Origin of the sequence: Agrobacterium sp. CCNWLW32 (assembly GCF_037083425.1) — a bacterium.
Lineage (GTDB): Bacteria > Pseudomonadota > Alphaproteobacteria > Rhizobiales > Rhizobiaceae > Agrobacterium > Agrobacterium radiobacter.
The window spans coordinates 551,852-573,665 of sequence record NZ_JBAOJM010000002.1; the positions used below are offsets into that span (position 1 = coordinate 551,852).

The 21,814-nt window shown below is 59.2% G+C and carries 19 protein-coding genes; 10 read left to right on the forward strand and 9 right to left on the reverse strand.

Annotated elements, in window-relative coordinates; genetic code table 11:
• Positions 1–216: 216 nt before the first annotated feature.
• Positions 217–1,143: a DMT family transporter gene (locus V6R85_RS06620; protein WP_174054429.1), complete on the reverse strand. Its 927-nt coding sequence runs from the start codon at positions 1,141–1,143 to the stop codon at positions 217–219.
• Between the two features lie 113 nt (positions 1,144–1,256).
• Positions 1,257–2,138 carry a LysR family transcriptional regulator gene (locus V6R85_RS06625; RefSeq protein ID WP_026363820.1) on the reverse strand — a complete coding sequence of 294 codons (882 nt, stop codon included), beginning with the start codon at positions 2,136–2,138 and terminating at the stop codon, positions 1,257–1,259.
• 106 nt (positions 2,139–2,244) lie between these two features.
• Here V6R85_RS06625 and V6R85_RS06630 point away from each other — a divergent pair, with 106 nt between their 5' ends.
• From V6R85_RS06630 to V6R85_RS06640, 3 genes are all read left to right on the forward strand, one after another.
• A complete protein-coding gene (locus tag V6R85_RS06630) occupies positions 2,245–3,741 on the forward strand; it encodes a CoA-acylating methylmalonate-semialdehyde dehydrogenase (protein WP_020809675.1) in 1,497 nt (498 codons plus the stop codon).
• 222 nt (positions 3,742–3,963) lie between these two features.
• Positions 3,964–5,034 carry a DUF898 family protein gene (locus V6R85_RS06635; RefSeq protein WP_111833779.1) on the forward strand — a complete coding sequence of 357 codons (1,071 nt, stop codon included), beginning with the start codon at positions 3,964–3,966 and terminating at the stop codon, positions 5,032–5,034.
• Positions 5,024–6,094: a M48 family metallopeptidase gene (locus V6R85_RS06640; protein ID WP_111833780.1), complete on the forward strand. Its 1,071-nt coding sequence runs from the start codon at positions 5,024–5,026 to the stop codon at positions 6,092–6,094. The genes V6R85_RS06635 and V6R85_RS06640 overlap by 11 nt, the downstream gene beginning before the upstream one ends.
• A 24-nt stretch (positions 6,095–6,118) precedes the next feature.
• Here the strand turns inward: V6R85_RS06640 and V6R85_RS06645 are convergent, their stop codons facing one another.
• Positions 6,119–7,168: a Fe(3+) ABC transporter substrate-binding protein gene (locus tag V6R85_RS06645; protein WP_031233699.1), complete on the reverse strand. Its 1,050-nt coding sequence runs from the start codon at positions 7,166–7,168 to the stop codon at positions 6,119–6,121.
• A gap of 173 nt (positions 7,169–7,341) precedes the next feature.
• Here V6R85_RS06645 and rirA point away from each other — a divergent pair, with 173 nt between their 5' ends.
• The 7 genes from rirA (at position 7,342) to V6R85_RS06680 (ending at position 13,605) form a co-directional block, all read left to right on the forward strand.
• A complete protein-coding gene (gene rirA, locus V6R85_RS06650) occupies positions 7,342–7,812 on the forward strand; it encodes an iron-responsive transcriptional regulator RirA (protein WP_003507367.1) in 471 nt (156 codons plus the stop codon).
• Between the two features lie 170 nt (positions 7,813–7,982).
• Complete coding sequence (locus V6R85_RS06655) at positions 7,983–9,029, forward strand: AbrB family transcriptional regulator (RefSeq protein ID WP_111833828.1); 1,047 nt, start codon at positions 7,983–7,985, stop codon at positions 9,027–9,029.
• Positions 9,030–9,178: 149 nt separating this feature from the next.
• A complete protein-coding gene (gene osmF / locus V6R85_RS06660; protein WP_003507364.1) occupies positions 9,179–10,090 on the forward strand; it encodes a glycine betaine ABC transporter substrate-binding protein OsmF in 912 nt (303 codons plus the stop codon).
• Between the two features lie 79 nt (positions 10,091–10,169).
• The gene (locus V6R85_RS06665; protein ID WP_162690234.1) at positions 10,170–11,336 is read left to right on the forward strand and encodes an ABC transporter permease; all 1,167 of its coding nucleotides are present in this window, start codon (positions 10,170–10,172) and stop codon (positions 11,334–11,336) included.
• Positions 11,333–12,271 carry an ABC transporter ATP-binding protein gene (locus V6R85_RS06670; protein WP_111791729.1) on the forward strand — a complete coding sequence of 313 codons (939 nt, stop codon included), beginning with the start codon at positions 11,333–11,335 and terminating at the stop codon, positions 12,269–12,271. The genes V6R85_RS06665 and V6R85_RS06670 overlap by 4 nt, the downstream gene beginning before the upstream one ends.
• Positions 12,268–13,008, forward strand: coding sequence for an ABC transporter permease (locus tag V6R85_RS06675; RefSeq protein ID WP_111833781.1), 741 nt, complete (start codon positions 12,268–12,270; stop codon positions 13,006–13,008). Before V6R85_RS06670 ends, V6R85_RS06675 begins: the two co-directional genes overlap by 4 nt.
• Before the next feature lie 108 nt (positions 13,009–13,116).
• Entirely contained in the window at positions 13,117–13,605 is a 489-nt protein-coding gene (locus tag V6R85_RS06680; RefSeq protein WP_003507357.1) for a gluconokinase, read from the forward strand.
• Here the strand turns inward: V6R85_RS06680 and V6R85_RS06685 are convergent.
• The 6 genes from V6R85_RS06685 to V6R85_RS06710 all read right to left on the reverse strand — a co-directional run bounded on the left by V6R85_RS06685 (position 13,602) and on the right by V6R85_RS06710 (position 21,673).
• Positions 13,602–14,903 carry an NAD(P)/FAD-dependent oxidoreductase gene (locus V6R85_RS06685; RefSeq protein ID WP_003507355.1) on the reverse strand — a complete coding sequence of 434 codons (1,302 nt, stop codon included), beginning with the start codon at positions 14,901–14,903 and terminating at the stop codon, positions 13,602–13,604. The two genes, V6R85_RS06680 and V6R85_RS06685, sit on opposite strands and share 4 nt — an antisense overlap.
• 1 nt (position 14,904) lies before the next feature.
• Positions 14,905–16,266, reverse strand: coding sequence for a glutamine synthetase family protein (locus V6R85_RS06690; protein WP_060727103.1), 1,362 nt, complete (start codon positions 16,264–16,266; stop codon positions 14,905–14,907).
• 172 nt (positions 16,267–16,438) lie between these two features.
• Positions 16,439–17,686, reverse strand: coding sequence for an NAD(P)/FAD-dependent oxidoreductase (locus V6R85_RS06695; RefSeq protein WP_035213090.1), 1,248 nt, complete (start codon positions 17,684–17,686; stop codon positions 16,439–16,441).
• A gap of 101 nt (positions 17,687–17,787) precedes the next feature.
• Positions 17,788–19,428 (reverse strand): ABC transporter ATP-binding protein, encoded by a 1,641-nt coding sequence (locus V6R85_RS06700; RefSeq protein ID WP_099086170.1) that lies wholly within the window; start codon positions 19,426–19,428, stop codon positions 17,788–17,790.
• A gap of 5 nt (positions 19,429–19,433) precedes the next feature.
• On the reverse strand, positions 19,434–20,579 hold the full coding sequence (locus V6R85_RS06705) for an ABC transporter permease (RefSeq protein WP_003507348.1): 1,146 nt from the start codon (positions 20,577–20,579) through the stop codon (positions 19,434–19,436).
• Positions 20,579–21,673, reverse strand: coding sequence for a microcin C ABC transporter permease YejB (locus V6R85_RS06710; protein ID WP_003507347.1), 1,095 nt, complete (start codon positions 21,671–21,673; stop codon positions 20,579–20,581). The genes V6R85_RS06705 and V6R85_RS06710 overlap by 1 nt, the downstream gene beginning before the upstream one ends.
• Positions 21,674–21,814 lie beyond the last annotated feature (141 nt).

Here is a 21,814-nt window from a genome sequence, read left to right on the forward strand (position 1 = left end):
AAGCACGCGCGCGAAGCACATTCAGGTTTTTCATAGTTTTTAATCCGCCGGCCAATTTTTGCAGGCGGTACCGACATCGCGAGAGCGCCGTAAAACTCTCGCCAGAGGGGCCCGGCACCTTTGTTTCCTCTGCCCTTGCGAGACAAATCATCGCAGGGCCCCTTCTTACTCCCTGAAGATCACGCCCTCGTCAAGTCCCGTGATTGTGACCAAAGATCAAACCTGCTCCGCAGCCAGTCTTTCGGCGGTGTCAAGACGACGCTTGAGCGTATTTTCGCGAAAGAAGATGTAAAGACCCGAAAGAACAATCAGGCCCGCGCCGACGACGATACTCGTCTGCGGCACATCACCGAAGAACAGCCAGCCGAAAATCACCGCCCAGAGCAGCAGCGTATATTGCAGCGGCGCGACGGTGGCGGCATCGGCGAGTTTAAGCGCCCGGTTGACCAGCACATGCGCCGCCATGGCGACGACACCGAGCAGGCCGAGGAAGGCCAGATCGAAACTGGACTGAACCGGCAGCCAGCCCGATGGCGTGAGGAACACCGCGACAATGCCCGCAAGTGCCGCACCAATGATCTGCCAGAAGGCGAGCACCGTATCGGGCGTATTGCGCAGCTGGCGGCCGGACAACATCATGAAGGCGAAGGCGGCGCTGCCGAAGATGGAAAAGAGCGCGGCGGAGGTGAGGCTTGCCGAGCTGGGTTTGAGCGCGATGAGAACACCGACAAAACCGATGGCGATGGCCGTCCAGCGACGCCAGCCGACCTTTTCTCCGAGCAGAAACGGCGAGAGCGCCGCCACGTAAATCGGAGCCGCGAGCCAATAGGTCATGACGTCGGCCAGCGGAAGAGACGCGACCGCGAAATAGAAACAGAAAAGCTCTGCGGTGGAGAAGAAGACACGCGCCACCTGAAGGCCGGGCCGCTCGATTTTCACGAGGCCGGAAAGGCCGGCTCTCCAGACGATCGGAACAAGGATGACAAGCGCTGCGGCGCTGCGGATGAGGATCACCTGACCCTGACTATAGGTAGAGACGAGCCATTTTCCCATGGCGTCGTTCAACGCGAAAAGCAGCATTCCAAGCAGCATGACGGCCACGCCGAGGCCCGTCGGCGAAAGCTTTCGTATCATAGTCGACATGTCAGTTCCGATCTCCCAATGGTTGCATTGGTCGTCCAACCAGCCGTCCTTTGTCAAGCCCCGAACGGCCGGGTCGGTACAATTAATAGTACTAATATATCGGCATGCAGATATCAGGTGAAGATGCGCCGCTCTTCGGCCACGAGTTCCTGGAGAAAATCGACCACCGTTCGGACCCGGACCAATTGACGGGCGGATTCGTGATAGGCCGTCCAGTAGGATCGGCTGATGGTGAGATGGGGCATGATCCGCAGAAGCTCGGGATATTGCCCGGCAATGTAATTATGCAGGATGCCGATACCCGCACCTGAACGTACTGCCTCGGTCTGACCGGTAGCGCTCGAGATTTCAAAGGCGGCGTCCCAGTCACGCATGATCTCGCCGGTAAAATTCAGCGAGGGCGAGAAGATCAGGTCTTCCACATAACCGATCCGCCGGTGGCGCTTCAGCGCTTCAATATCCGCCGGCGTTCCATATTCAGCCAGATAATCCGCCGAGGCGTAGAGACCCAGCGAATAATCGGTGAGCTTTGAAAACATCAGCCTGCCCTGCTCCGGCCTTTCGATGGTGATGGCGATATCGGCCTCACGCTGTGACAGGGAGAAAGAGCGCGGCACCGGAACGAGCTGGATTTTCAGATCGGGATAACGCGCCGTCAGCCGGCCAAGTCGCGGCGCGAGGAAGGAAACACCGAGGCCATCTGGCGCGCCGATGCGCACCGTTCCCGCCACTGCCGTGTCAACGCGGCCGAGATTGGCCTGGGCGTTCAGCATTTCAGTTTCCATGCGCTCCGCCCCGGCAAGCAGACGCTGGCCTTCCTCCGTCAGCTCGCAGCCATTGGTGCTTCGCAGGAAGAGTTGCGTGCCGATCGCCGCTTCAAGTGCTGAAATCCGCCGGCTGAGGGTGGCGTGGTTGACGCCGAGCTTTCTGGCGGCGGAAAGAAACTGCCCGCTTCGCGCCACGCTTAGAAACAAACGCACATCATCCCAGTTCACGGCACTCTCCTTATGTGCATTTTTGCACAATGGATGCTTATTTCAGGCGATTGATTTGTGCAAATCGAAAGGTAATGCTGCGCCATCACATTCTGGAGGAAAACCCATGAAGGAAATCGGTCATTTCATTAACGGCAAGCATGTGCCCGGCACCAGCGGCCGCACATCCAATGTCTACAACCCGGCCACGGGGGAAGTGCAGGCGACTGTCGCACTTGCGAGCGAAGCCGAGCTGCGCGCCGCCGTGGAAAGCGCCAAGGCTGCGCAACCCAAGTGGGCCGCCACCAACCCGCAGCGCCGCGCCCGCGTTTTCTTCAAGTTCGTCGAACTTCTGAACCGCGACATGAACGAGCTGGCGGTGCTCCTCTCCAGTGAGCACGGCAAGACCGTCGAGGATTCCAAGGGCGATATCGTCCGCGGCCTCGAAGTCTGCGAATTTGTTTGCGGCATTCCGCATCTGCAGAAGGGTGAGTTCACCGAGGGCGCAGGCCCGGCCATCGACATGTATTCGATCCGCCAGCCGGTCGGCATCGGCGCGGGCATCACGCCCTTCAACTTCCCCGGCATGATCCCGATGTGGATGTTCGCCCCGGCGATTGCCTGCGGCAACGCCTTCATCCTGAAGCCATCTGAACGCGATCCGTCGCTGCCGATCCGCCTTGCCGAACTGATGATCGAAGCCGGTCTTCCGGCCGGTATCCTCAACGTCGTCAACGGTGACAAGGGTGCCGTCGACGCCATCCTGACCGATCCTGACATCGGCGCGGTCTCCTTCGTTGGCTCGACGCCGATCGCCCGTTACGTCTACGGCACCGCCGCCATGAACGGCAAGCGCGCGCAGTGCTTCGGCGGCGCGAAGAACCACATGATCATCATGCCGGATGCCGATCTCGATCAGGCCGTGAACGCATTGATGGGCGCCGGTTACGGTTCGGCCGGCGAGCGCTGCATGGCTGTTTCCGTTGCGGTTCCGGTTGGCGAGGAGACGGCAAACCGCCTCGTTGAAAAGCTCATCCCGCAGATCGAAAGCCTGAGGATCGGCCCCTATACCGACGACAAGGCCGATATGGGCCCGCTCGTTACCAAGGAAGCGCAGACGCGCGTCAGAGGCCTGATTGACAGCGGCGTTGAACAGGGCGCGAAGCTGCTGGTCGATGGCCGCGACTTCAAGCTGCAGGGTTATGAAGACGGTTATTTCGTCGGCGGTTGCCTGTTTGACCACGTCACCCCTGACATGGACATCTACAAGACCGAAATCTTCGGACCGGTTCTGTCCGTCGTTCGCGCCAAGAATTACGAAGACGCGCTCGAACTGCCGATGAAGCATGAGTACGGCAACGGCGTTGCGATCTACACCCGTGACGGCGACGCTGCCCGCGACTTCGCAAGCCGCGTCAACATCGGCATGATCGGCATCAACGTTCCGATCCCGGTTCCGCTCGCCTATCACTCCTTCGGTGGCTGGAAGGCTTCGAGCTTCGGCGATCTCAACCAGCACGGCACGGATTCGATCAAGTTCTGGACGAAGACCAAGACGATCACCTCACGCTGGCCGTCGGGCATCAAGTCGGGTGCCGAATTCGTCATGCCGACGATGAAATAAGCCGAAAAGCCGGCAATCAGAAAAAGCCCCGCTGTTTGCGCAGCGGGGCTTTTTTGATTAAAAGAAAACAAAAATCATCAAGTTTTTCCTTCAAAATATTTCCACTTAAAGATGTTATGGCGTAAGACAGCCGTTGCGGCGTGGGGACGCCGCCAAACCGACGATAGCGGGGAAGCCTGCAACTCAATCTGCCCGGAGAGGGGCATGCCATGAGGGACCATTATGAGTGACATCTCTGTCAGCGTGGATCAGCGCGCAATCGAACGCGGCTCGTTCAGCGGAAATGCCAAGGAATATTTTGGAATCTGGATCGTCAATATTCTCCTGACGATCATCACCATCGGCATTTATTCCGCCTGGGCGAAGGTGCGCCGCAAGCGTTATTTCAACGGCAACACCGTGCTGGCCGGCCGCGCTTTCGGCTACCACGCCACTGGCGGGCAAATCTTCAAGGGCCGCCTGATCGCCTTTGCCTTCATCGTCATCTCGCAGCTCATCGGTCTTATCCATCCGTTTCTGGTCTTCGTGCCGGCAATCCTGCTGATGATCTTCTTTCCATGGCTGATCACGCGCAGCATTCGTTTCAATGCGCGGGTGACGAGCTATCGCAATGTGCGTTTTGATTTTGTCGGCACGGCGTGGGGCGCTTTTGTCTCCATCCTGCTTGGCAGCCTCGTTGCGTTCTTCTCCTTCGGCATTCTGGCACCACTGTCCAGCCGCTGGGCAAACCGCTATATTTTCGGCAACCTGCGTTATGGCGACCGCCCCTTCAGCGCCGACCCCAAGATTGGCAAGCTCTATCGCGCCTGGATCATTCCCGCGATCATGGTGGTGATCGGCGGCATCGTGGTCGGCTTCTTCGGCCTTGCAGCCTTTGCGGCAAACAGTGCGATGCTCGAGGACGAGACTACCGCCATGGCCACGGCGCTCGCATCGCTCTATGTGGGCGTTTTCGGCGCATTTCTGGTCTATGGCCTTGCCGGCGTCGTTTATCGCACCGGCGTTCGCAATGTCGTCATTTCCTCCATGCTGCTGGATGGAAAGCATGACCTGCACAGCGACCTGCATCGCTGCCGCTATCTCTGGATCGTCATCTCCAACCTGATCGTCACCGTTTTCACCCTTGGTCTGATGCGGCCGTGGGCGGCGGTCCGCGAAGCGCGTTATACCGTGGAGCGTACGGCAATCCGTTTCAACGGCGATGTGGGCGAGGTCCTCTCCTCGATGGAAGCAACGGGGGCCGCCGTCAGTGCCGAATATATGGATATGGAAGGTTTCGAATTTGGTTTCTGACACCGGAGAAACCGTTTCGGGCGAGTGGCATGCCGCTCGCTCCAACCTTTCCAGTGCCGCCAGGCTGAAGCTTGGCGGCACGGTCCTTCTCGTGCTCGATGCGAAGGACAACCACGTCAGAACCCAGGCCGAGATAAAAACGGTCGAGATCAGCCACCGGGTCGGCACCATCCCCCGGGAGTTGCATTTTCCCGACGGGTCGCTGTTCGAAACCCGCGACAATGACGGCGTGGACCGGCTGCTTGGCCAGCACATTGCCAAGCGATCCGGTTTCGTGCACTGGCTGGAACAGTTTCGCCCGCGGCTGATCGGCATCACCGCCGCAGCCGTTCTTCTGGCTTACGGCACCTACAAGCTGGCGCTTCCGGCGCTCGTGGAACTGGCGGTCGCGGTAACCCCGCCGATCGTTCCGCAGGTCATGTCGGCCAGTACCATGCAGGCCCTCGACCAGGCAGTCTTCTCTCCAAGCGAACTTCCGCAGGAAGAGCAGGACGCCATCCGCTCTGAATTTTCCCGGATCGCCGCCCATGCGGAAGGTTCGCCTGACGACTACAAGCTGAATTTCCGCAAGGGCGGTTACATCGGCCCCAATGCCTTTGCACTGCCGGATGGCACGCTGGTATTGACGGACGAGCTGGTGGAGCTGGCCGGCAACGACAGGCAGATGATCGCCGGCGTTCTCGCCCATGAAATCGGCCATGTCGAATATGAGCACAGCCTGCGGCAGCTATACCGCGCCGCCGGGGTTGCCGGTCTTGTCATGCTGATTGCCGGCGATGTCGGCTCGGCCATGGAAGATATTCTTACCCAGGGCGGCGGACTTCTGGCGCTATCGCACTCGCGCGATGCCGAGCGGCAGGCGGATCAGCGCTCCGTGGAACTGATGCGCAAGGCCGGGCTTGACCCCACTGCCATCGAACGCTTCTTCGCGCTGCTGGAAGAAAAACTGGGCGACAAGGGCGGCACCAGCATTGTCTCCACCCATCCCGGAACGCCGGAAAGGCGCAAGGCTATCCTCGACTACAACGCTTCACTGGACAACAAGCCGGCGGGTAACTGACCCGCCGGTATACGGAAAACGGCTTCAGTTGGTCGGGCCGTCGTTGAAACCCACTTCATCCACCAGTTCGGATGCCTGCTTGCGATGGGCGGCGATGTCCGTCAGCGGCAGCTTGTCCGGATGGATGGGACCGAAACCCTTCACCACGTCGGAAGGCTCGGCACCGGGCAGCACCGGATATTCGAAGACTTGTTTTGCGTAGATTTCCTGCGCCTCGCGCGATGCCAGGAACTCCATGAGCTTCAGCGCATTGTCCTTGTTCGGTGCGTATTTCGTAAGCGCCATGCCGGAAATATTCACATGTGTGCCGCGATCGCCCGCATTGGGGAAGATCACCCGCACCGATCCCGCCCATTCCTTTTCTTCCGGCTCGCGATCATTGGTCAACATCAGGCCGACATAATAGGTATTGCCAAGCGCGATATCGCACTCGCCGGAAAAGATCGATTTCGCCTGGCTGCGGTCTGTTCCGTCAGGCTTGCGGGCGAGATTGTTCTTCAGACCCGTCAGCCACGTGCGGGTATAATCGACGCCGTGATGGGCGATCATCGAGGCGATCAACGCGATATTGTAGGAATGCTGGCCGTCGCGAATGCAGATCTTGCCCTTCCACTTGGGATCGGCAAGTTCCTCATAGGTAATGTCCTTCTGTGTCACCCGCTCCTTCGAAGCATAGACAACCCGACCGCGCGTCGTCAGACCAAACCATTCGCCCTCGGGATCACGCAGATTGGCGGGGATATCCTTTTCGATGACGGGATCGCCCAGAACCGGCTGGGTAACCTTGCCTTCCTTCGCCTCGACGAGGCGGGCAATATCCACCGTCAGCAGCACATCCGCAGGTGAATTGACACCCTCGGCCTGGATGCGTTCGACCAGTCCCTTGTCGAGGAAAAGTACATTCGCCTCTATGCCGGTCTCTTTGGTGAAGGCATCGAGCAGCGGCTGGATCAATTCAGGCTGGCGATAGGAATAGACGTTAACCTCCCCCTCTGCCAGAGCGGCGGGCGCGAAGGAAAGGATCGTCAGCCCTGAAAAAACGGCAGCGGAAAAGTATGATTTCAAGCTTGCCATTATGAATGCCTCCATTACATTCCGATTCTTGACTTGTTTGTTCATGAATCATCAGGACGGTCAACAAGGCTGTTTAAGAAATATCTGATGGGTGCCAGTTTTTTCAGTTTCTGGAATTGTTCTAAACTGAAAAAGAGACTATATAACTCCACATTGAGAGTTAGGAGACCAGCATGCGCTTGACCAAACAGACCAACTATGCCGTTCGCATGTTGATGTATTGCGCCGCCAATGAAGGCCATCTGAGCCGCATTCCTGAGATCGCCAGAGCCTATGGCGTTTCGGAGCTGTTCCTGTTCAAAATCCTGCAGCCGCTCAACAAGGCGGGCCTGGTGGAAACCGTGCGCGGCCGTAACGGCGGCGTGCGCCTTGGCAAACCCGCTGAAAAAATCAGCCTGTTCGACGTGGTGAGAGTGACTGAAGACAGCTTCGCCATGGCCGAATGCTTCGAGGATGGCGCTGTGGAATGTCCGCTTGTGGACAGCTGCGGCCTCAACTCGGCGCTTCGCAAGGCGCTCAATGCGTTTTTTGACGTTCTGGCGGAATACTCGATCGACGATCTCGTCAAGGCCCGGCCGCAGATCAACTTCCTGCTTGGCCTGGACACGGAAATGCCGAAGGTCGCTGCCCTTCCGGCTGCCTGATCATCGCATTTCCTCCTCGGCAATTGTCACAGCCCGTGTCCTTCAGGTCACGGGCTTTTCTTTTGAAGAAGACGCGTGAAATATAATATTTTTGATCCCGCGTGTTGACGTCGCGAACGGAAGCGGCGCATTTGGTCGCGAGCTTTTTCAAGCAAACAATCAGCGTCGCAATGATCATCAAGCCTGAATTCCATACATTTGCGCTTACTGCGCTCATCGGCAGCATAGGTGCGCTGCTCGCAAGCCTCATCGATATTCCGGCACCTTTTCTGTCCGGCCCGGCGCTTGCGGTGACGATCACGGGGCTCGCCGGCATAAGGCTTGGCGTTCCCGCTTTCATCCGCAATGCCTGTTTCGTCGTCGTCGGCATTTCGATGGGAACGAGCGTGACGCCGTCCGTGATTGACGCCGCAAAAACCTGGCCCGTGAGCTTCATCGTCGTGCTCGTCGCTGTCGTCATCATGCTCTATGTCGCTTACTGGATCCTGCATTACGGCTTCGGTTACGACCGGACAACGGCGATGCTGGGCGCCTCTCCCGGTCATCTCAGCTATATCATCAGCCTTGGCGCCGAGACGAAAAGCGACCTTGCAACCGTCAGCATCGTGCAAAGTGTGCGGGTGCTGGCGCTAACACTTTCCGTGCCGCTGATCGTGGAATATTTCGATCTCGTCAGCACGGAACCGCTTGTCACCAACCCGCCAATGGGCCTGTTCACGCTGGCGCTGACCACCGGCGCCTCGCTTCTGACCGGCTGGCTTTTCCTGCGCTGGAAGTTTCCGGCCGCACTGCTGCTGGGCGGCGTCGCCATTTCCATCAGCACCCACATTACCGGCCTTACCGAGGGTGGTGTTCCCACCTGGCTCAGCCTGCCGGTTTACGTGCTGATCGGTTGCCTTATCGGCACACGCTTTTCGAATGTCTCGCTGATGGACGTGCGGAAAGGCTTTCTGGCGGGTTTCGTCGTCACAATCGCCGTGATGCTGATTGCCGGCAGCATTGCCTGGATGATTTCCGGTGTGACCGGCGTCCCGCTCAATGCCGTCATGATCGCCTATTCACCGGGTGGCCTGGAAACCATGGCGGCGATGGCAGTGATGATGCATGCCGATACCGCCTATGTCGGCTCCCACCACGTCATCAGGCTTCTCTTCCTCTCCGTTCTCATGCCGCTCGTCATGGGCAAGGATGCGCGCAAGCGGGACGACGAAGCCTGACGAAAGCGGCCATCGGCACCGACGGGAGCCATCGACGCGAAAATGCGGATGGCGTGCAACCTTTTTTCTTTCCGGTCGTTGATACTCCGCCGCAATTGCGGCGGCGATCTTTCGCCTGTTCGGCAGGCTGACCCACCGGAGGAACATTCATGAACCGCTTGATGACGTTGACGGGCGCCGGACTTGCGCTTGCCTTTTCTGTTTCCATCGCTCAGGCGCAGGTGGTGGTGTCGTCGAAGATCGACACGGAGGGCGGCGTTCTTGGCAACATCATTCTCGCTATCCTGAACCAGAACAAGATCGAAACGACAGATCGCATCCAGCTTGGCGCCACACCGGTTGTGCGAAAAGCGATCACCGCGGGCGAAATCGACATTTATCCTGAATATACCGGCAACGCCGCCTTCTTTTTCTCCAAGGCGGACGATCCACTCTGGAAAGATGCCGCCAAGGGTTATGAAGAGGCCAAAACACTCGATTACGATGCCAACAAGATCGTCTGGTTGACACCATCGCCGGCCAACAACACCTGGGCAATTGCGCTACGCAAGGATGTCGCGGACAAGAACAATCTGAAGACGCTTTCCGACTTCGGCAAATATGTTGCCGATGGCGGCGAGGTGGTCCTTGCCGCTTCCTCCGAATTCGTCAATTCCGCCGCAGCGCTGCCTGCATTTCAGACCACCTATGGCTTCACCATGAAGCCTGACCAGCTGATCACGCTTTCCGGCGGCGACACCGCGGCCACGATCGCCGCCGCCGCCAACCAGACGAACAACGCCAATGCAGCCATGGTCTATGGCACGGATGGCGGCATCGCCCCCTCCGGCCTTGTGGTGCTGGAGGACGACAAACATGTGCAGCCGGTCTATCAACCAGCACCGATCATTCGCGAAGAGGTTCTCAAAAAGCACCCGAATATTGAGGAACTGCTGAAACCGGTGTTCGAAAAGCTCGATCTGGCAACGCTGCAGGATTTGAACGCCCGCGTGCAGGTGGGTGGCGAACAAGCCAAGACCGTGGCGCTCGACTTTCTGACCAAGAACGGTTTCGTCAAGTAACACTCGCGGCGCTGGAGCGGACTTCGGGAACGGAAGCGTTCTCCTGGTCCCGCCCTAACCCAAGGGAGGGAAGCTGGATTTGACGAAATGGCCTGACAAGGTGGGCGTACTGATTTCGTGCCTGCTTCTTTATGCGCTTTTTATATCGCCCTTCATGACATTCCGCGCAAACCGGATCGTTCAGGGCGAAACAAGAACGGTCTTCGAAGCCCTTCCGGCTGCGGCTGCCGCCGTTCTCACCACCATCATTCTCCTTGCGGCTTTCATCGCATTTTTCCACTTTCCCGCGCGACTGAAGCTCACAGTCGCGCTGGCCGGCCTTGCTGCACTGGCGGTTTTTGTCGGCCAAGCGGCGTCTTTCCTCACGCCGCAGGGTAATGGTTTTGCCCGGGTTTCACCCGCCAGCGGTTTCTGGCTGATATTTGCCGGACTGGCTCTGCTCGCGACTGATTGTATTGCCCGTCTCCAGCCGAAGCCCGCCGTTCGGATTTTGCTGTTGCTGGTGGCGGTGGCTGCGCTTGCGGCGGTACTGACAAGCGGCCTCTGGAACGATCTCTCCATCATCAAGGAATATACCGGCCGGGCCGATATATTCTGGACCGAGGCCCTGCGGCACGTGGAGCTTGCCATCGGCTCGCTGATCGCGGCGACCATCGCGGGTATTCCGCTCGGCATCCTCTGTTACAAGGTCGAACGGCTGCGGGCGGGGGTGCTGAACACCCTCAATATCGTCCAGACCATCCCCTCCATCGCCCTTTTCGGTTTGCTGATCGCGCCGCTCGGATGGATCGCGGCCACGGTCCCGGGTGCAGCGAAGATCGGCATTGCCGGCATCGGCATGGCGCCCGCCTTCGTGGCGCTGTTTCTCTATTCGCTGCTGCCGGTGGTTTCCAACACGGTGGTCGGCCTTGCCGGGGTTTCGCAGGCGGTGCGGGAAGCGGCGCGCGGCCTTGGCATGACACCGGTGCAACGGCTGCTGCGGGTGGAATTTCCGCTGGCCATGCCGGTCATCCTCACCGGTATTCGCATCGTGCTGGTGCAGAATATCGGGCTGGCGACGATCGCGGCCCTGATCGGCGGCGGTGGTTTTGGCGTTTTCGTGTTTCAGGGCATCGGGCAGACGGCCATGGACCTCGTGCTGCTTGGCACCGTGCCCACCGTTCTTCTCGGCTTTGCCGCCGCGATCACCCTCGATGCCCTCATCGACAGCAATCTCTTCAGCGCAGGCGGAAGGCAAAAGGCATGATCGAGATCGACACCATCACGAAACGATATGGCGATACGACCGTCGTGGATCAGGTATCGCTAACGGTAGCGCCGCGCACCGTCACCGTCATCGTCGGCACCTCGGGGTCGGGAAAAACCACCCTGCTGCGCATGATAAACCGGCTGGTGGAGCCAACCTCCGGCATGATCCGGATCGACGGAGAGGATGTCAGCGCGATACCCGGCTTCAAACTGCGCCGCCAGATAGGCTATGCCATTCAGGGCCATGGCCTGTTTCCGCACCGGACGGTCGCCGAAAATATCGCGACCGTGCCGCAGCTAATCGGCTGGGACCGCAAGCGTATCGCGGCCAAGATCGATGCGCTGATGCACCTCTTCCAGCTTGACCCCGCGCTCTATGCCGACCGTTTCCCACATGAACTCTCAGGCGGCCAGCAGCAGCGCGTCGGCGTGGCGCGTGCACTGGCCGCAGAACCCAACATTCTTCTGATGGACGAGCCCTTCGGCGCCTTGGACCCGGTGATCCGCGCCAAGGCCCAGAACGATCTTCTCGATATCCAGAAGAAGCTCGGTGTGACGGTCGTTCTCGTCACGCATGATATGGACGAGGCTTTTTATCTGGCGGATCGTATCGCCGTGATGGACAAGGGCCGCATCGTGCAGGACTGCCCGCCAGCCGAGCTCGTGCTGAAACCGGCGACGGATTTTGTCCGCACCATGATCGGCGAAAACGAACGGGCGCTGAAACTGCTTTCGGTTCTCTCCGTTGCAGACATCGTGGAGCCGGGCAGCGCCGAGGGCGAACCGCTCACCGAACATACGAGCCAGCGCGACGCCCTGTCGGCAATGTTATGGGCGGGCTGCGATGCCTTGCCGGTAATCAAGGCTAACGGGCAACCCGCTGGCCGGGTGCGGCGTGACGTTCTCCTCCAGCGTGCCGCCGGAGCCCCATGAAAAACGCCTTATCCTTGTTTACCCTCGGTTTCCTGACGCTGGCGCTGATAATCTTCCTTGCCGTGCCGCAGGTCTTCGCACCACTGTTCCGCCCTCTCGTGCAGGCCAATGCGCCGGCGATCTACACTCAGGCAAATCTGTTTTCCCTGACGCTGTCACATCTAACCACAGTCGCGATTGCGACCGGGCTCGCCACATTGACGGCGGGCGCGCTTGCGGTTCTCGTCACCCGGCCATTCGGGACGGATTTCCTGCCGCTCTCGCGCAGCATCGTCAATATCGGCCAGACTTTTCCGCCCGTGGCGGTGCTGGCGCTTGCCGTACCGATAATCGGTTTTGGCGAAAAACCAACGCTTATAGCGCTGTTTCTCTACGCGCTGCTGCCGGTTTTCGAAAATACGCTGACAGGGCTGACCACCCTGCCCGCCACCGTGATGGATGCCGCGAGAGGCAGCGGCATGACCGGCTGGCAACGGCTTCTCAAAGCGGAATTGCCGCTCGCCCTTCCGGCCATTCTGGCGGGCATCAGGCTTTCGGCGGTCATCAGCCTTTCCACCGCTACCATCGGCTCGACAGTCGCGGCGCATACGCTCGGTGAAGTGATCATTGCCGGTCTGCAATCCAACAACCTCGCCTTCATTCTGCAGGGCGGGCTTATCGTTGCGGCGCTGGCGATCCTGATTCACACCGGCTTTTCCGCGCTGGAAAAAGCCGCGGCCCGCAAAACCGGGCACTGACATGGGCAAGCCCCGCATTTTTATATTCCCGATATCTGCCGCACATGTTAGGGGCTGACCGTCGAAACAGAAATATCAGAGGTTCGGGTGACACAGGCAATTGTCGTGATGGGAGTGAGCGGCTCTGGCAAGTCCACGGTCGCAGAGGAACTGGCGGAAAAACTGGGTATTGCCTTCATCGAGGGCGACAAGCTTCACCCTAAATCCAATGTCGATAAAATGTCCGAGGGTATTCCCCTGACTGACGAAGATCGCTGGCCCTGGCTCGATCTGATCGGCGCGGAACTGCGCAAGGGCAGCGAAAATAACGGTGTCGTCGTTTCCTGCTCGGCGCTCAAGAAAATCTATCGCGACCGGCTTCGCAAGGCTACCGGCGGCCCGCTTGCCTTCGTTTATCTGGATGGCAGCCTGGAACTTCTCAGCCGGCGCATGGGTGAACGCAAGGGCCATTTCATGCCGCTTTCGCTGCTGCAGACCCAGCTTGCCACGCTGGAAGTGCCGACTGGCGAACCGGGCGTCGTAACCGTCAGCATCGACACCACACCCGAGGATATTGCGAAGAACGCACTTTCCGGTTTGAAGGCGGTAACGTTCTAAAATCCGAGCCTGTCGCGCATGCCGTACCACCATGCACCAAGCACGGTCAGCGGCACGCGGAACGTCTTGCCGCCCGGGAACGGATAGTTCGGCAGCGAACTCCAGATATCGAAACGTTCAGCGTGACCGGCAACGGCCTCGCCCAATATCTTGCCAAGCAGATGCGTGGTCGTGACGCCATGGCCGCTGTCGCCATGCGAAAAATAGATATTGTCCGAGAGCCTGCCCATATGCGGGATGCGCGTCAGGGTCAGCGCGAAATTGCCGCTCCAGGCGAAGTCGATCTTCGTCTTTTCCAGTTGCGGGAAGGTCTTCAGCATGTTCGGCCGGATCACGCCCGTCAGATCGGCAGGGTCGCTGCCGCCATAACCGATGCCGCCGCCATAGAGCAGGCGATTATCCGAGGTGCGGCGGTAATAATCGAGAATGTAATTGGCATCCTCGACGCAATAATCGGCGGGCAGAAGCTCCTCAATCAGGTCGGCATCGAGCGGCTCCGTCGCCATGACCTGGCTTGAGACGGGCATCATCCGCTCGCCGATTTCCGGTAGCAATGTGCCGAGATAGGCATTGCCGCAGACGAGAACATATTTCGTCCTCACACTGCCCGTCGCGGTCCGCACGACGGGGTTCTCCCCCTGCTCTACCGCAATGACCCGCGAATTTTCGAATATCCGAGCACCGAGGCTTTCAGCCGCCGCCGCTTCCCCCTGCACCAGATTGAGCGGGTGGATGTGGCCACCGAGGCGGTCGATCATACCGCCGGCATAACGGTCCGTCTTCACATACTGGCCGACATCCGCCTTGGAGACCATTTCGAGCCCGCCATGGCCGTGTTTTTCCCAATGGGCCTTGTGAGCTTCCATTTCGCGGATCTGTTTCGGCGTAAAGGCGGCAAAGAAACCGCCATCGACGAGATCGCAGTCGATGGCGTATTTCGCGATGCGGCTGCGGATGATCGCGCCGCCTTCAAGCGACATTTCTCCGAGCTTCACCGCCTTTTCGTGCCCGTAACGGCCGGCGATGGTCTCGAGATCACGGCTATAGCCGTTGACGATCTGGCCGCCATTGCGACCCGAAGCGCCGAAGCCGACCCGCACACCTTCAAGAACGATGACGGAATAGCCGCGCTCACTGAGTTCAAGCGCTGCGGAAATGCCGGTGAAACCGCCGCCGATGACGCAGACATCCGCTTCCAGCGCGCCTTCAAGTGTCGGCCGCACGGATTTGACATTGGCGGAGGCCGCGTACCAGGAGGATGTGTGGCCGGGATTGGGAATGTTCGTTACCTCAGCCATCTCACACCGTCCTGATATAGGCGTCATATTCGACGTCGGTTACACGCAGGGAAAATTCGGAAAGCTCCTGCTGTTTGCAGGCGGAAAATAGCGTCCGGTACTTCTGGCCGAGCGTCGCATAGGCAAAGCTCGATCGCGTGAAGCGCTGCAATGCATAGTCCCAGTTGGTGGGCAGCGGCTCGTGGTTGATCGCGTGGCTGTCGCCGGCAATCGCGCCGCCGGGTTGGCGTTTCTCCTTCATGCCGGCAAGCGCGGCGCTCAGGATCATCGCGACAACGAGATAGGGATTGGTATCGGCACCGGCGACGCGATGTTCGATACGCGTCGCCGCCTTGCTGGCAACGATGACACGCACCGCCGCCGAGCGGTTGTCGATGCCCCAGGAGGCATAGGTTGGCGCATGTTCGCTGGGGGTCAGCCGGCGATAGGAATTGGCATGGGGCGCGAAGATCGCCATGCTTTCCCCCATGTTTTCCAAGAGGCCGCCAACCGAATGCATCAGCGCATCCGACGGGCCATTTTCCCCGGCGTAGATGTTCCTGCCGTCCCTATCGAGAACGGAAAAATGCACATGCATGCCGTTGCCGGCCTGCAAACCGTAAGGCTTGGCCATGAAGGTCGCGTCGAGATCGTGCCGGCGCGCCACGCCCTTGACGATGCGCTTCAGGAAAACGGCAAAATCGGCGGCCTGCAAGGCATCCGGCACATGGTTGAGATTGATTTCATATTGTCCGGGGCCGTTTTCGCGCAGCGTCGTATCGGCAAGAACGCCCTGCGCCCGGCAGGCTGTGGCAATGTCATGGAAGACATCCTCGAAATCCTGCAATTCGGAAATCGACAGAACCTGTGTCTGGCCCGTATGCCACCGGCCCTCGCGGCTATGCGGCGGACGGACCGGGTCAAGTGCAGAGCGGACGGGATCGATCAGGTAAAATTCGAGTTCGGTCGCCACGACCGGCGTGAGGCCGGCCTTTTTATAAGCGCTCAGAACCTGCGCCAGAACGTGCCGGGGATCGCCATAAAAACCGGTTCCATCCGGATTTTTCATCGCCAGCAGAACCTGTGCTGTCGGCCTGCCAAGCCATGTGACCCGCGACAGCGTGCCGGGAACGGGAAAGCAAAAACCATCGGGATCGCCCGTGCCCTCCGCAAGACCTGCGGCATGCACATCCCGCCCCCATATATCCAACGCATAAACGGAACGGGGGATAGCCATTCCCTTTTCAAGAACGTCGATTGCCCGTTCGCGCGGAATCCACTTGCCGCGCGGCACACCATTCGCGTCTATGACGAAAGCTTCAAGTATTTCGATATCGGGGTTATCGGCGAAAAATTTCTTTGCGTTTTCAATATCATCCATCATGCACCAGCAAGCCGTTTCCATCTCGTTTCATGCGCAGCGAAGGTCGCTAACGAAAATCGTCCTGCTGCTGATAGATGAGAAACCTCGCCACCATGATGACGTTTGCCCCTTTTCCCCTTTGCACTTGACCATGTTACGTGGCCTGTCCCCGGAAGGCCAGCGGATTTAGCTATCAGGGATTGAACCTTTCCGGGCGATAGGCGTCGATGGCGATAACAGGCGTTTCGCCCAGCATGGTTTCCGCCAGCACACGGCCGGTGATCGGCCCAAGCGTGAGGCCGTGATGGGCATGTCCGAAAGCAAACCACAATGTTTTATGACGCGGTGCCTTGCCGATGATCGGCATCATATCCGGCGTGCAGGGCCGCGCGCCCATCCACGGTTCCGCATCCAGCCTGCCGCCAAGAGGAAAGACGGTGCGCGCCACCCGTTCCGCCCGCTCGATCTGCACGGGAGATTTCGGTGCATCGCGCTCGGCAAATTCCGCACCCGTCGTCAGGCGGATACCCTTGCGCATCGGCGCAAGGAAATACCCACGCTCGGCATCGATCAGCCAGTTATTGAGCTTCGTGCCCTCCTGGGGCGCATAATGCATGTGATAGCCGCGCTTCACGCCAAGCGGGAAACGGTAACCCAGCCGTTCCGTGACGGTATCCGCCCAGGGACCGAGCGCCACGACGGCATGTTCGGCCTCGATTGCGCCGGTCTCGGTGCGCACCGTCCAGCCGCTTGTCGTTTGGCTGAGGGTGAAGGCATCGCCCCGGACAAAAGTTCCGCCGAGGCTTTCAAACAGTTTGACATAGGCAAGCGTCAGCGCGTGCGGATCAAGCACCGACCACGGGTCATCCCATTTCAGCCCGCCGACGAAATCCCGGCTGAGATGCGGTTCGGCCGCGGCCAGCTTTTCGGCATCGAGTTTGGTGTGGGATATGCCGTGCTCGCGCGAAAGACGCTCGGCAAAGGCATAATCAGCGTCCCGCCTTGCGGCGGTCCTATAGGCCTGCATCCAGCCATTTTTCACGATCAGATCGCCGGCCTTAGCCTCGTCGATCAGGATGCTGTGCTCGGAAACTGAATGTTCGATCAGCGGCGTATAGGCGCGAGCGATCGTGGCATGCCGCATGGCTGCGGAATTATACCAGTAACGGCCGAGGAAAGGCGCCATTCTTGGCAGGGCAGAGGGCCTATAACGGACATCGATCCTGTTGTTCAGCGAATAGCGCAGCAGCAGCGCAAGGTCGTGCGTGAAGCCATAAGGTACCACGCCCTCTCTCTGGATCAGCCCCGCATTACCGAAAGAGGTCTCTTCGCCCGGTCCGCGCCGGTCCACCAGCACTACCGATTTGCCCCTCCGGGCCAGTTGCAAAGCGACAGAGACCCCGATGATCCCCGCTCCCAAAACGACCACATCCGCTGCCATCGCAATCAATCCGTTTCCATGTCACGTTCATCGCAACATGGGTCGGCATTTTCCGCGAAGCAACAGAAAAATCATTGCCTTAATGGAAAATTCGACGCGCCTTACTGGCTGACCGCTTTCGTTTTCACCGCCTCGATATTGAAGGCCGCCGCCAGCAGCGCCTTGGTATAGTCCTGCTGCGGGTTGGCGAAAATATCCGCCGCCGGACCGCTCTCCACCACCTTGCCGTGGCGCATGACAATCAGGTCGTTGGCAAGCGCCTTCACCACCTTCAGATCGTGGCTGATGAAGAGATAAGCCAGCTCGTGCTTTGCCTGGAGATCGCGCAAGAGATCGACCACCTGCGCCTGCACACTCATGTCGAGCGCGGATGTCGGCTCATCCAGCATGACGAAACGGGGTTTAAGCACCATGGCGCGGGCAATGGCGATGCGCTGGCGCTGGCCTCCGGAAAACTCATGCGGATACCGCCAGCGGGTGGCCGGATCGAGGCCGACCTCTTCCAGCGCAGTGGCCACACGGGTATCGCGCTCGTCGGCCGAAAGAGATCGCTCATGCACTTTCAGGCCCTCGGCGACGATCTCGCCTACGGACATGCGCGGGCTGAGCGAACCGTAAGGGTCCTGAAACACCACCTGCAGCCGGTTTCTGAGCGGCTTCATCATTTCATAGGAATAGTGGTCGATCGACTGGCCGATGAAGCTGATACGTCCCTCAGACGCGATCAGCCGCGAGAGAGCCAAACCGAGCGTCGTCTTGCCCGAGCCGGATTCGCCCACCACGCCCACCGTCTGGCCTGCACGCAGGGTGATATCGATACCGTCGACCGCTTTCACATGGTCGACCACCCGACGCATCAGCCCCGCCTTGATCGGGAACCAGACCTTGATATCGTCGCCCTGCATGACCACGGGTTTGCTGGCGTCGGAAAGCGGCGGCTCACCCTTCGGTTCGGCAGCCAGAAGATGGCGGGTATAGGCGTGTTGCGGATCGGTAAACACCTGCTCCACCGTGCCGGTCTCGACGATCTTTCCCTTGGTCATGACGCAGACGCGGTCGGCAAATTTGCGGACGATACCGAGATCGTGGGTGATGAACAGCATGGACATGCCGTGATGCGTTTTCAGATCACCGAGCAGCTCGAGAATCTGGGCCTGAACCGTCACGTCAAGCGCCGTCGTGGGTTCATCGGCGATGAGCAGTTTCGGCCGGTTGGCAAGCGCCATGGCGATCATCACACGCTGCCGCTGGCCGCCGGACAATTCATGCGGATAGGCCTTCAGGCGCTTTTCCGGTTCGCGAATGCCCACTTGAAGCAACAGTTCCAGCGTACGCGCCCGCGCCTCCGCGCCCGTAATCGCCTGATGCAGCTCCAGAATCTCACCGATCTGCCGCTCGATGGTGTGGAGCGGGTTGAGCGAGGTCATCGGTTCCTGAAAGATCATGGTGATGTCGTTGCCGCGCACGGCGCGAAGCGCACGTTCCGGCAGGGTCAGCACATCCTTGCCGTCGAACAGGATTTTCCCCGAAGGATGGCTCGCTGCCGGATAGGGCAGCAATTTGAGGATGGAATTCGCCGTGACCGACTTACCGGAACCGGATTCGCCAACGAGGGCGACGACTTCGCCCGGCATCAGGTCGAAGGAGACCTGATCGACGGCGATGCTGGTCGCGCCGCCCTGATGGAAGGCGACGGAGAGATCACGGACAGAGAGAAGCGGCTGAATATTTGTTTCCGTCATGGCGATCACCGGAACGTCTTGCGTGGGTCGAAGGCGTCTCTAACCGCCTCGCCGACGAAGATAAGGAGGGAGAGCATGATGGACATGGTGAAGAAGGCGGTGAGACCAAGCCAGGGCGCCTGAAGATTGTTCTTGCCCTGCGCGATCATCTCGCCCAGCGACGGCGATCCCGGCGGCATGCCGAAGCCGAGGAAATCGAGTGAGGTCAATGTGGTGATCGAACCGGACAGGATGAAGGGCAGGAAGGTCAGCGTTGCCACCATGGCGTTGGGCAGAAGATGCCGGAACATGATCGTCCAGTTGCCGACGCCAAGGGCGCGGGCGGCGCGGACATATTCGAAGTTTCTGGCACGCAGGAATTCGGCCCGGACGATGCCGACGAAGCCAACCCATGAAAAGAGCAGCATGATGCCGAGCAGCACGAAGAAGCCCGGCGGCAGGATGGCCGCGATGATGAGCAGGATGTAAAGCACCGGCATTGACGACCAGATTTCGATGAAACGCTGCAGAAGCAGATCCGTCCAGCCGCCGAAGTAACCCTGAATGGCGCCGGCCGTGACCCCCACGAGGGCGGACGCGATGGTGAGCGTCAGGCCGAAAAGAACGGAAATACGGAAGCCATAGATCATCCGCGCCGTGACGTCGCGCGCCTGATTGTCCGTTCCAAGCCAGTTGAGATTGCCGAGCGTGCAGCCGGGATCGGCATTGCCCTGCGGATAGGCCGAGCACCGTTCCTTTTCATCCATCAGCCAGAAGGGCGCGGTGGGAGCGGAATGCGGAATATTGGAATTGACCGTCTGATAGGAATAACGGATCGGCGGCCAGATCATCCAGCCATTGGCGTTGATCTCATCCTGAATGAAGGAGGATTTGTAGTCGGTCTGGGCCAGGAACCCACCGAATTTTTCCTCCGGATAATCAACCATGACCGGCACCAGAATCTCACCCTTGTAGGAGGCGAGGACGGGTTTGTCATTGGCGATGAATTCCGCGATCAGGCTCAGGAAAAACAGGATCAGGAACAGCCAGAAGGACCAGTAACCGCGCCGGTTTGCCTTGAAATTCTGCCAACGGCGCTTGGTGGTTGGCGAAAACCACGGACGCTTCGGTTTCACCAGCGTTTCCGTTTCTGCGGTATGGGCAAGTGTCATCACACGTCCCTCCGCTCGAAGTCGATACGTGGATCGATCCATGTATAGATCAGGTCGGAAATCAGGCCGACCACGAGGCCCATCAGCGAGAAGATGAAGAGTGTGCCGAACACGATCGGGTAATCACGGTTGACCACCGAGAGATAACCGAGGCGGCCGAGGCCATCGAGCGAGAAGATGTTTTCGATCAGCAGCGAACCGGTGAAGAAGGCCGAGATGAAGGCGCCCGGGAAACCGGCGATCACGATCAGCATCGCGTTGCGGAAGACGTGGCCATAAAGAACCCTGCGTTCGCTAAGACCCTTGGCGCGGGCGGTGATGACATATTGCTTCTTGATCTCGTCAATGAAGGAATTCTTGGTCAGAAGCGTCGTCGTCGCAAAAGCCGAGAGCGACAGCGCGATCAGCGGCAGGGTCAGGTGCCAGAAATAGTCTATGATCTTCTGCCACCAGTTCAGCTGCGCGAAATTATCCGACACCAGACCACGCAGCGGGAACCAGTCGAAGAACGAGCCGCCGGCGAAGAGAACGATGAGAAGAATGCCGAACAGGAAGCTCGGCACCGCATAACCGATGATGATGATGCCTGATGTCCAGACATCGAAAGTCGAGCCATCGGAAACGGCCTTCTTGATGCCGAGCGGAATGGAGATGATGTAGGAAATGATCAGGATCCAGAAACCGAGCGACATCGACACCGGCAGCTTGTCGATGATGAGATCGATGACAGAGGAATTTCGGAAGAAGCTGTCGCCGAAATCGAAGCGGATGTAATTCCACATCATCTCAAGAAAGCGGGTGAGCGGCGGCTTGTCGAAACCGAACTGTTTCTCAAGCTTGGCGATCAGCTCCGGATCGAGCCCCTGCGCGCCGCGATATTTCGAGCCGCTTTCATCGAAACCGCCGGATTGGCCGAGAAGATCGCCGCCGCCGGAGAGACGGTCGGAAGCGCTGTCGCCCTGCCCCGTCAGCTGCGCGACGACCTGTTCCACCGGCCCGCCGGGCGCGAACTGGATGACGAGAAACGAAATGCCCATAATGCCGATAATGGTCGGGATCATCAGCGCCAGACGTCTGAGGATATAGGCGCCCATCAGCCCTTGCTCCCGGCCGATACGTCAGCGGTTTTCGTTTCTGTCAAACCCGGTCCTTTCCTGAAAGCGCTGCCTGCGCGCTTTAAGCGATTCGTCTCGCCCTATGTGAATCAAGCCTTTGCCGCGAAAGCAAGGCCGGCG

Coding starts and splice junctions, on each gene's coding strand:
- V6R85_RS06620 (WP_174054429.1), bottom strand. CDS start 1,143: ATGTCGACTATGATACGAAAGCTTTCGCCGACGGGCCTCGGCGTGGCC.
- V6R85_RS06630 (WP_020809675.1), top strand. CDS start 2,245: ATGAAGGAAATCGGTCATTTCATTAACGGCAAGCATGTGCCCGGCACC.
- V6R85_RS06635 (WP_111833779.1), top strand. CDS start 3,964: ATGAGTGACATCTCTGTCAGCGTGGATCAGCGCGCAATCGAACGCGGC.
- V6R85_RS06645 (WP_031233699.1), bottom strand. CDS start 7,168: ATGGCAAGCTTGAAATCATACTTTTCCGCTGCCGTTTTTTCAGGGCTG.
- rirA (WP_003507367.1), top strand. CDS start 7,342: ATGCGCTTGACCAAACAGACCAACTATGCCGTTCGCATGTTGATGTAT.
- V6R85_RS06655 (WP_111833828.1), top strand. CDS start 7,983: ATGATCATCAAGCCTGAATTCCATACATTTGCGCTTACTGCGCTCATC.
- osmF (WP_003507364.1), top strand. CDS start 9,179: ATGAACCGCTTGATGACGTTGACGGGCGCCGGACTTGCGCTTGCCTTT.
- V6R85_RS06670 (WP_111791729.1), top strand. CDS start 11,333: ATGATCGAGATCGACACCATCACGAAACGATATGGCGATACGACCGTC.
- V6R85_RS06675 (WP_111833781.1), top strand. CDS start 12,268: ATGAAAAACGCCTTATCCTTGTTTACCCTCGGTTTCCTGACGCTGGCG.
- V6R85_RS06680 (WP_003507357.1), top strand. CDS start 13,117: ATGGGAGTGAGCGGCTCTGGCAAGTCCACGGTCGCAGAGGAACTGGCG.
- V6R85_RS06685 (WP_003507355.1), bottom strand. CDS start 14,903: ATGGCTGAGGTAACGAACATTCCCAATCCCGGCCACACATCCTCCTGG.
- V6R85_RS06690 (WP_060727103.1), bottom strand. CDS start 16,266: ATGATGGATGATATTGAAAACGCAAAGAAATTTTTCGCCGATAACCCC.
- V6R85_RS06695 (WP_035213090.1), bottom strand. CDS start 17,686: ATGGCAGCGGATGTGGTCGTTTTGGGAGCGGGGATCATCGGGGTCTCT.
- V6R85_RS06700 (WP_099086170.1), bottom strand. CDS start 19,428: ATGACGGAAACAAATATTCAGCCGCTTCTCTCTGTCCGTGATCTCTCC.
- V6R85_RS06705 (WP_003507348.1), bottom strand. CDS start 20,579: ATGACACTTGCCCATACCGCAGAAACGGAAACGCTGGTGAAACCGAAG.
- V6R85_RS06710 (WP_003507347.1), bottom strand. CDS start 21,673: ATGGGCGCCTATATCCTCAGACGTCTGGCGCTGATGATCCCGACCATT.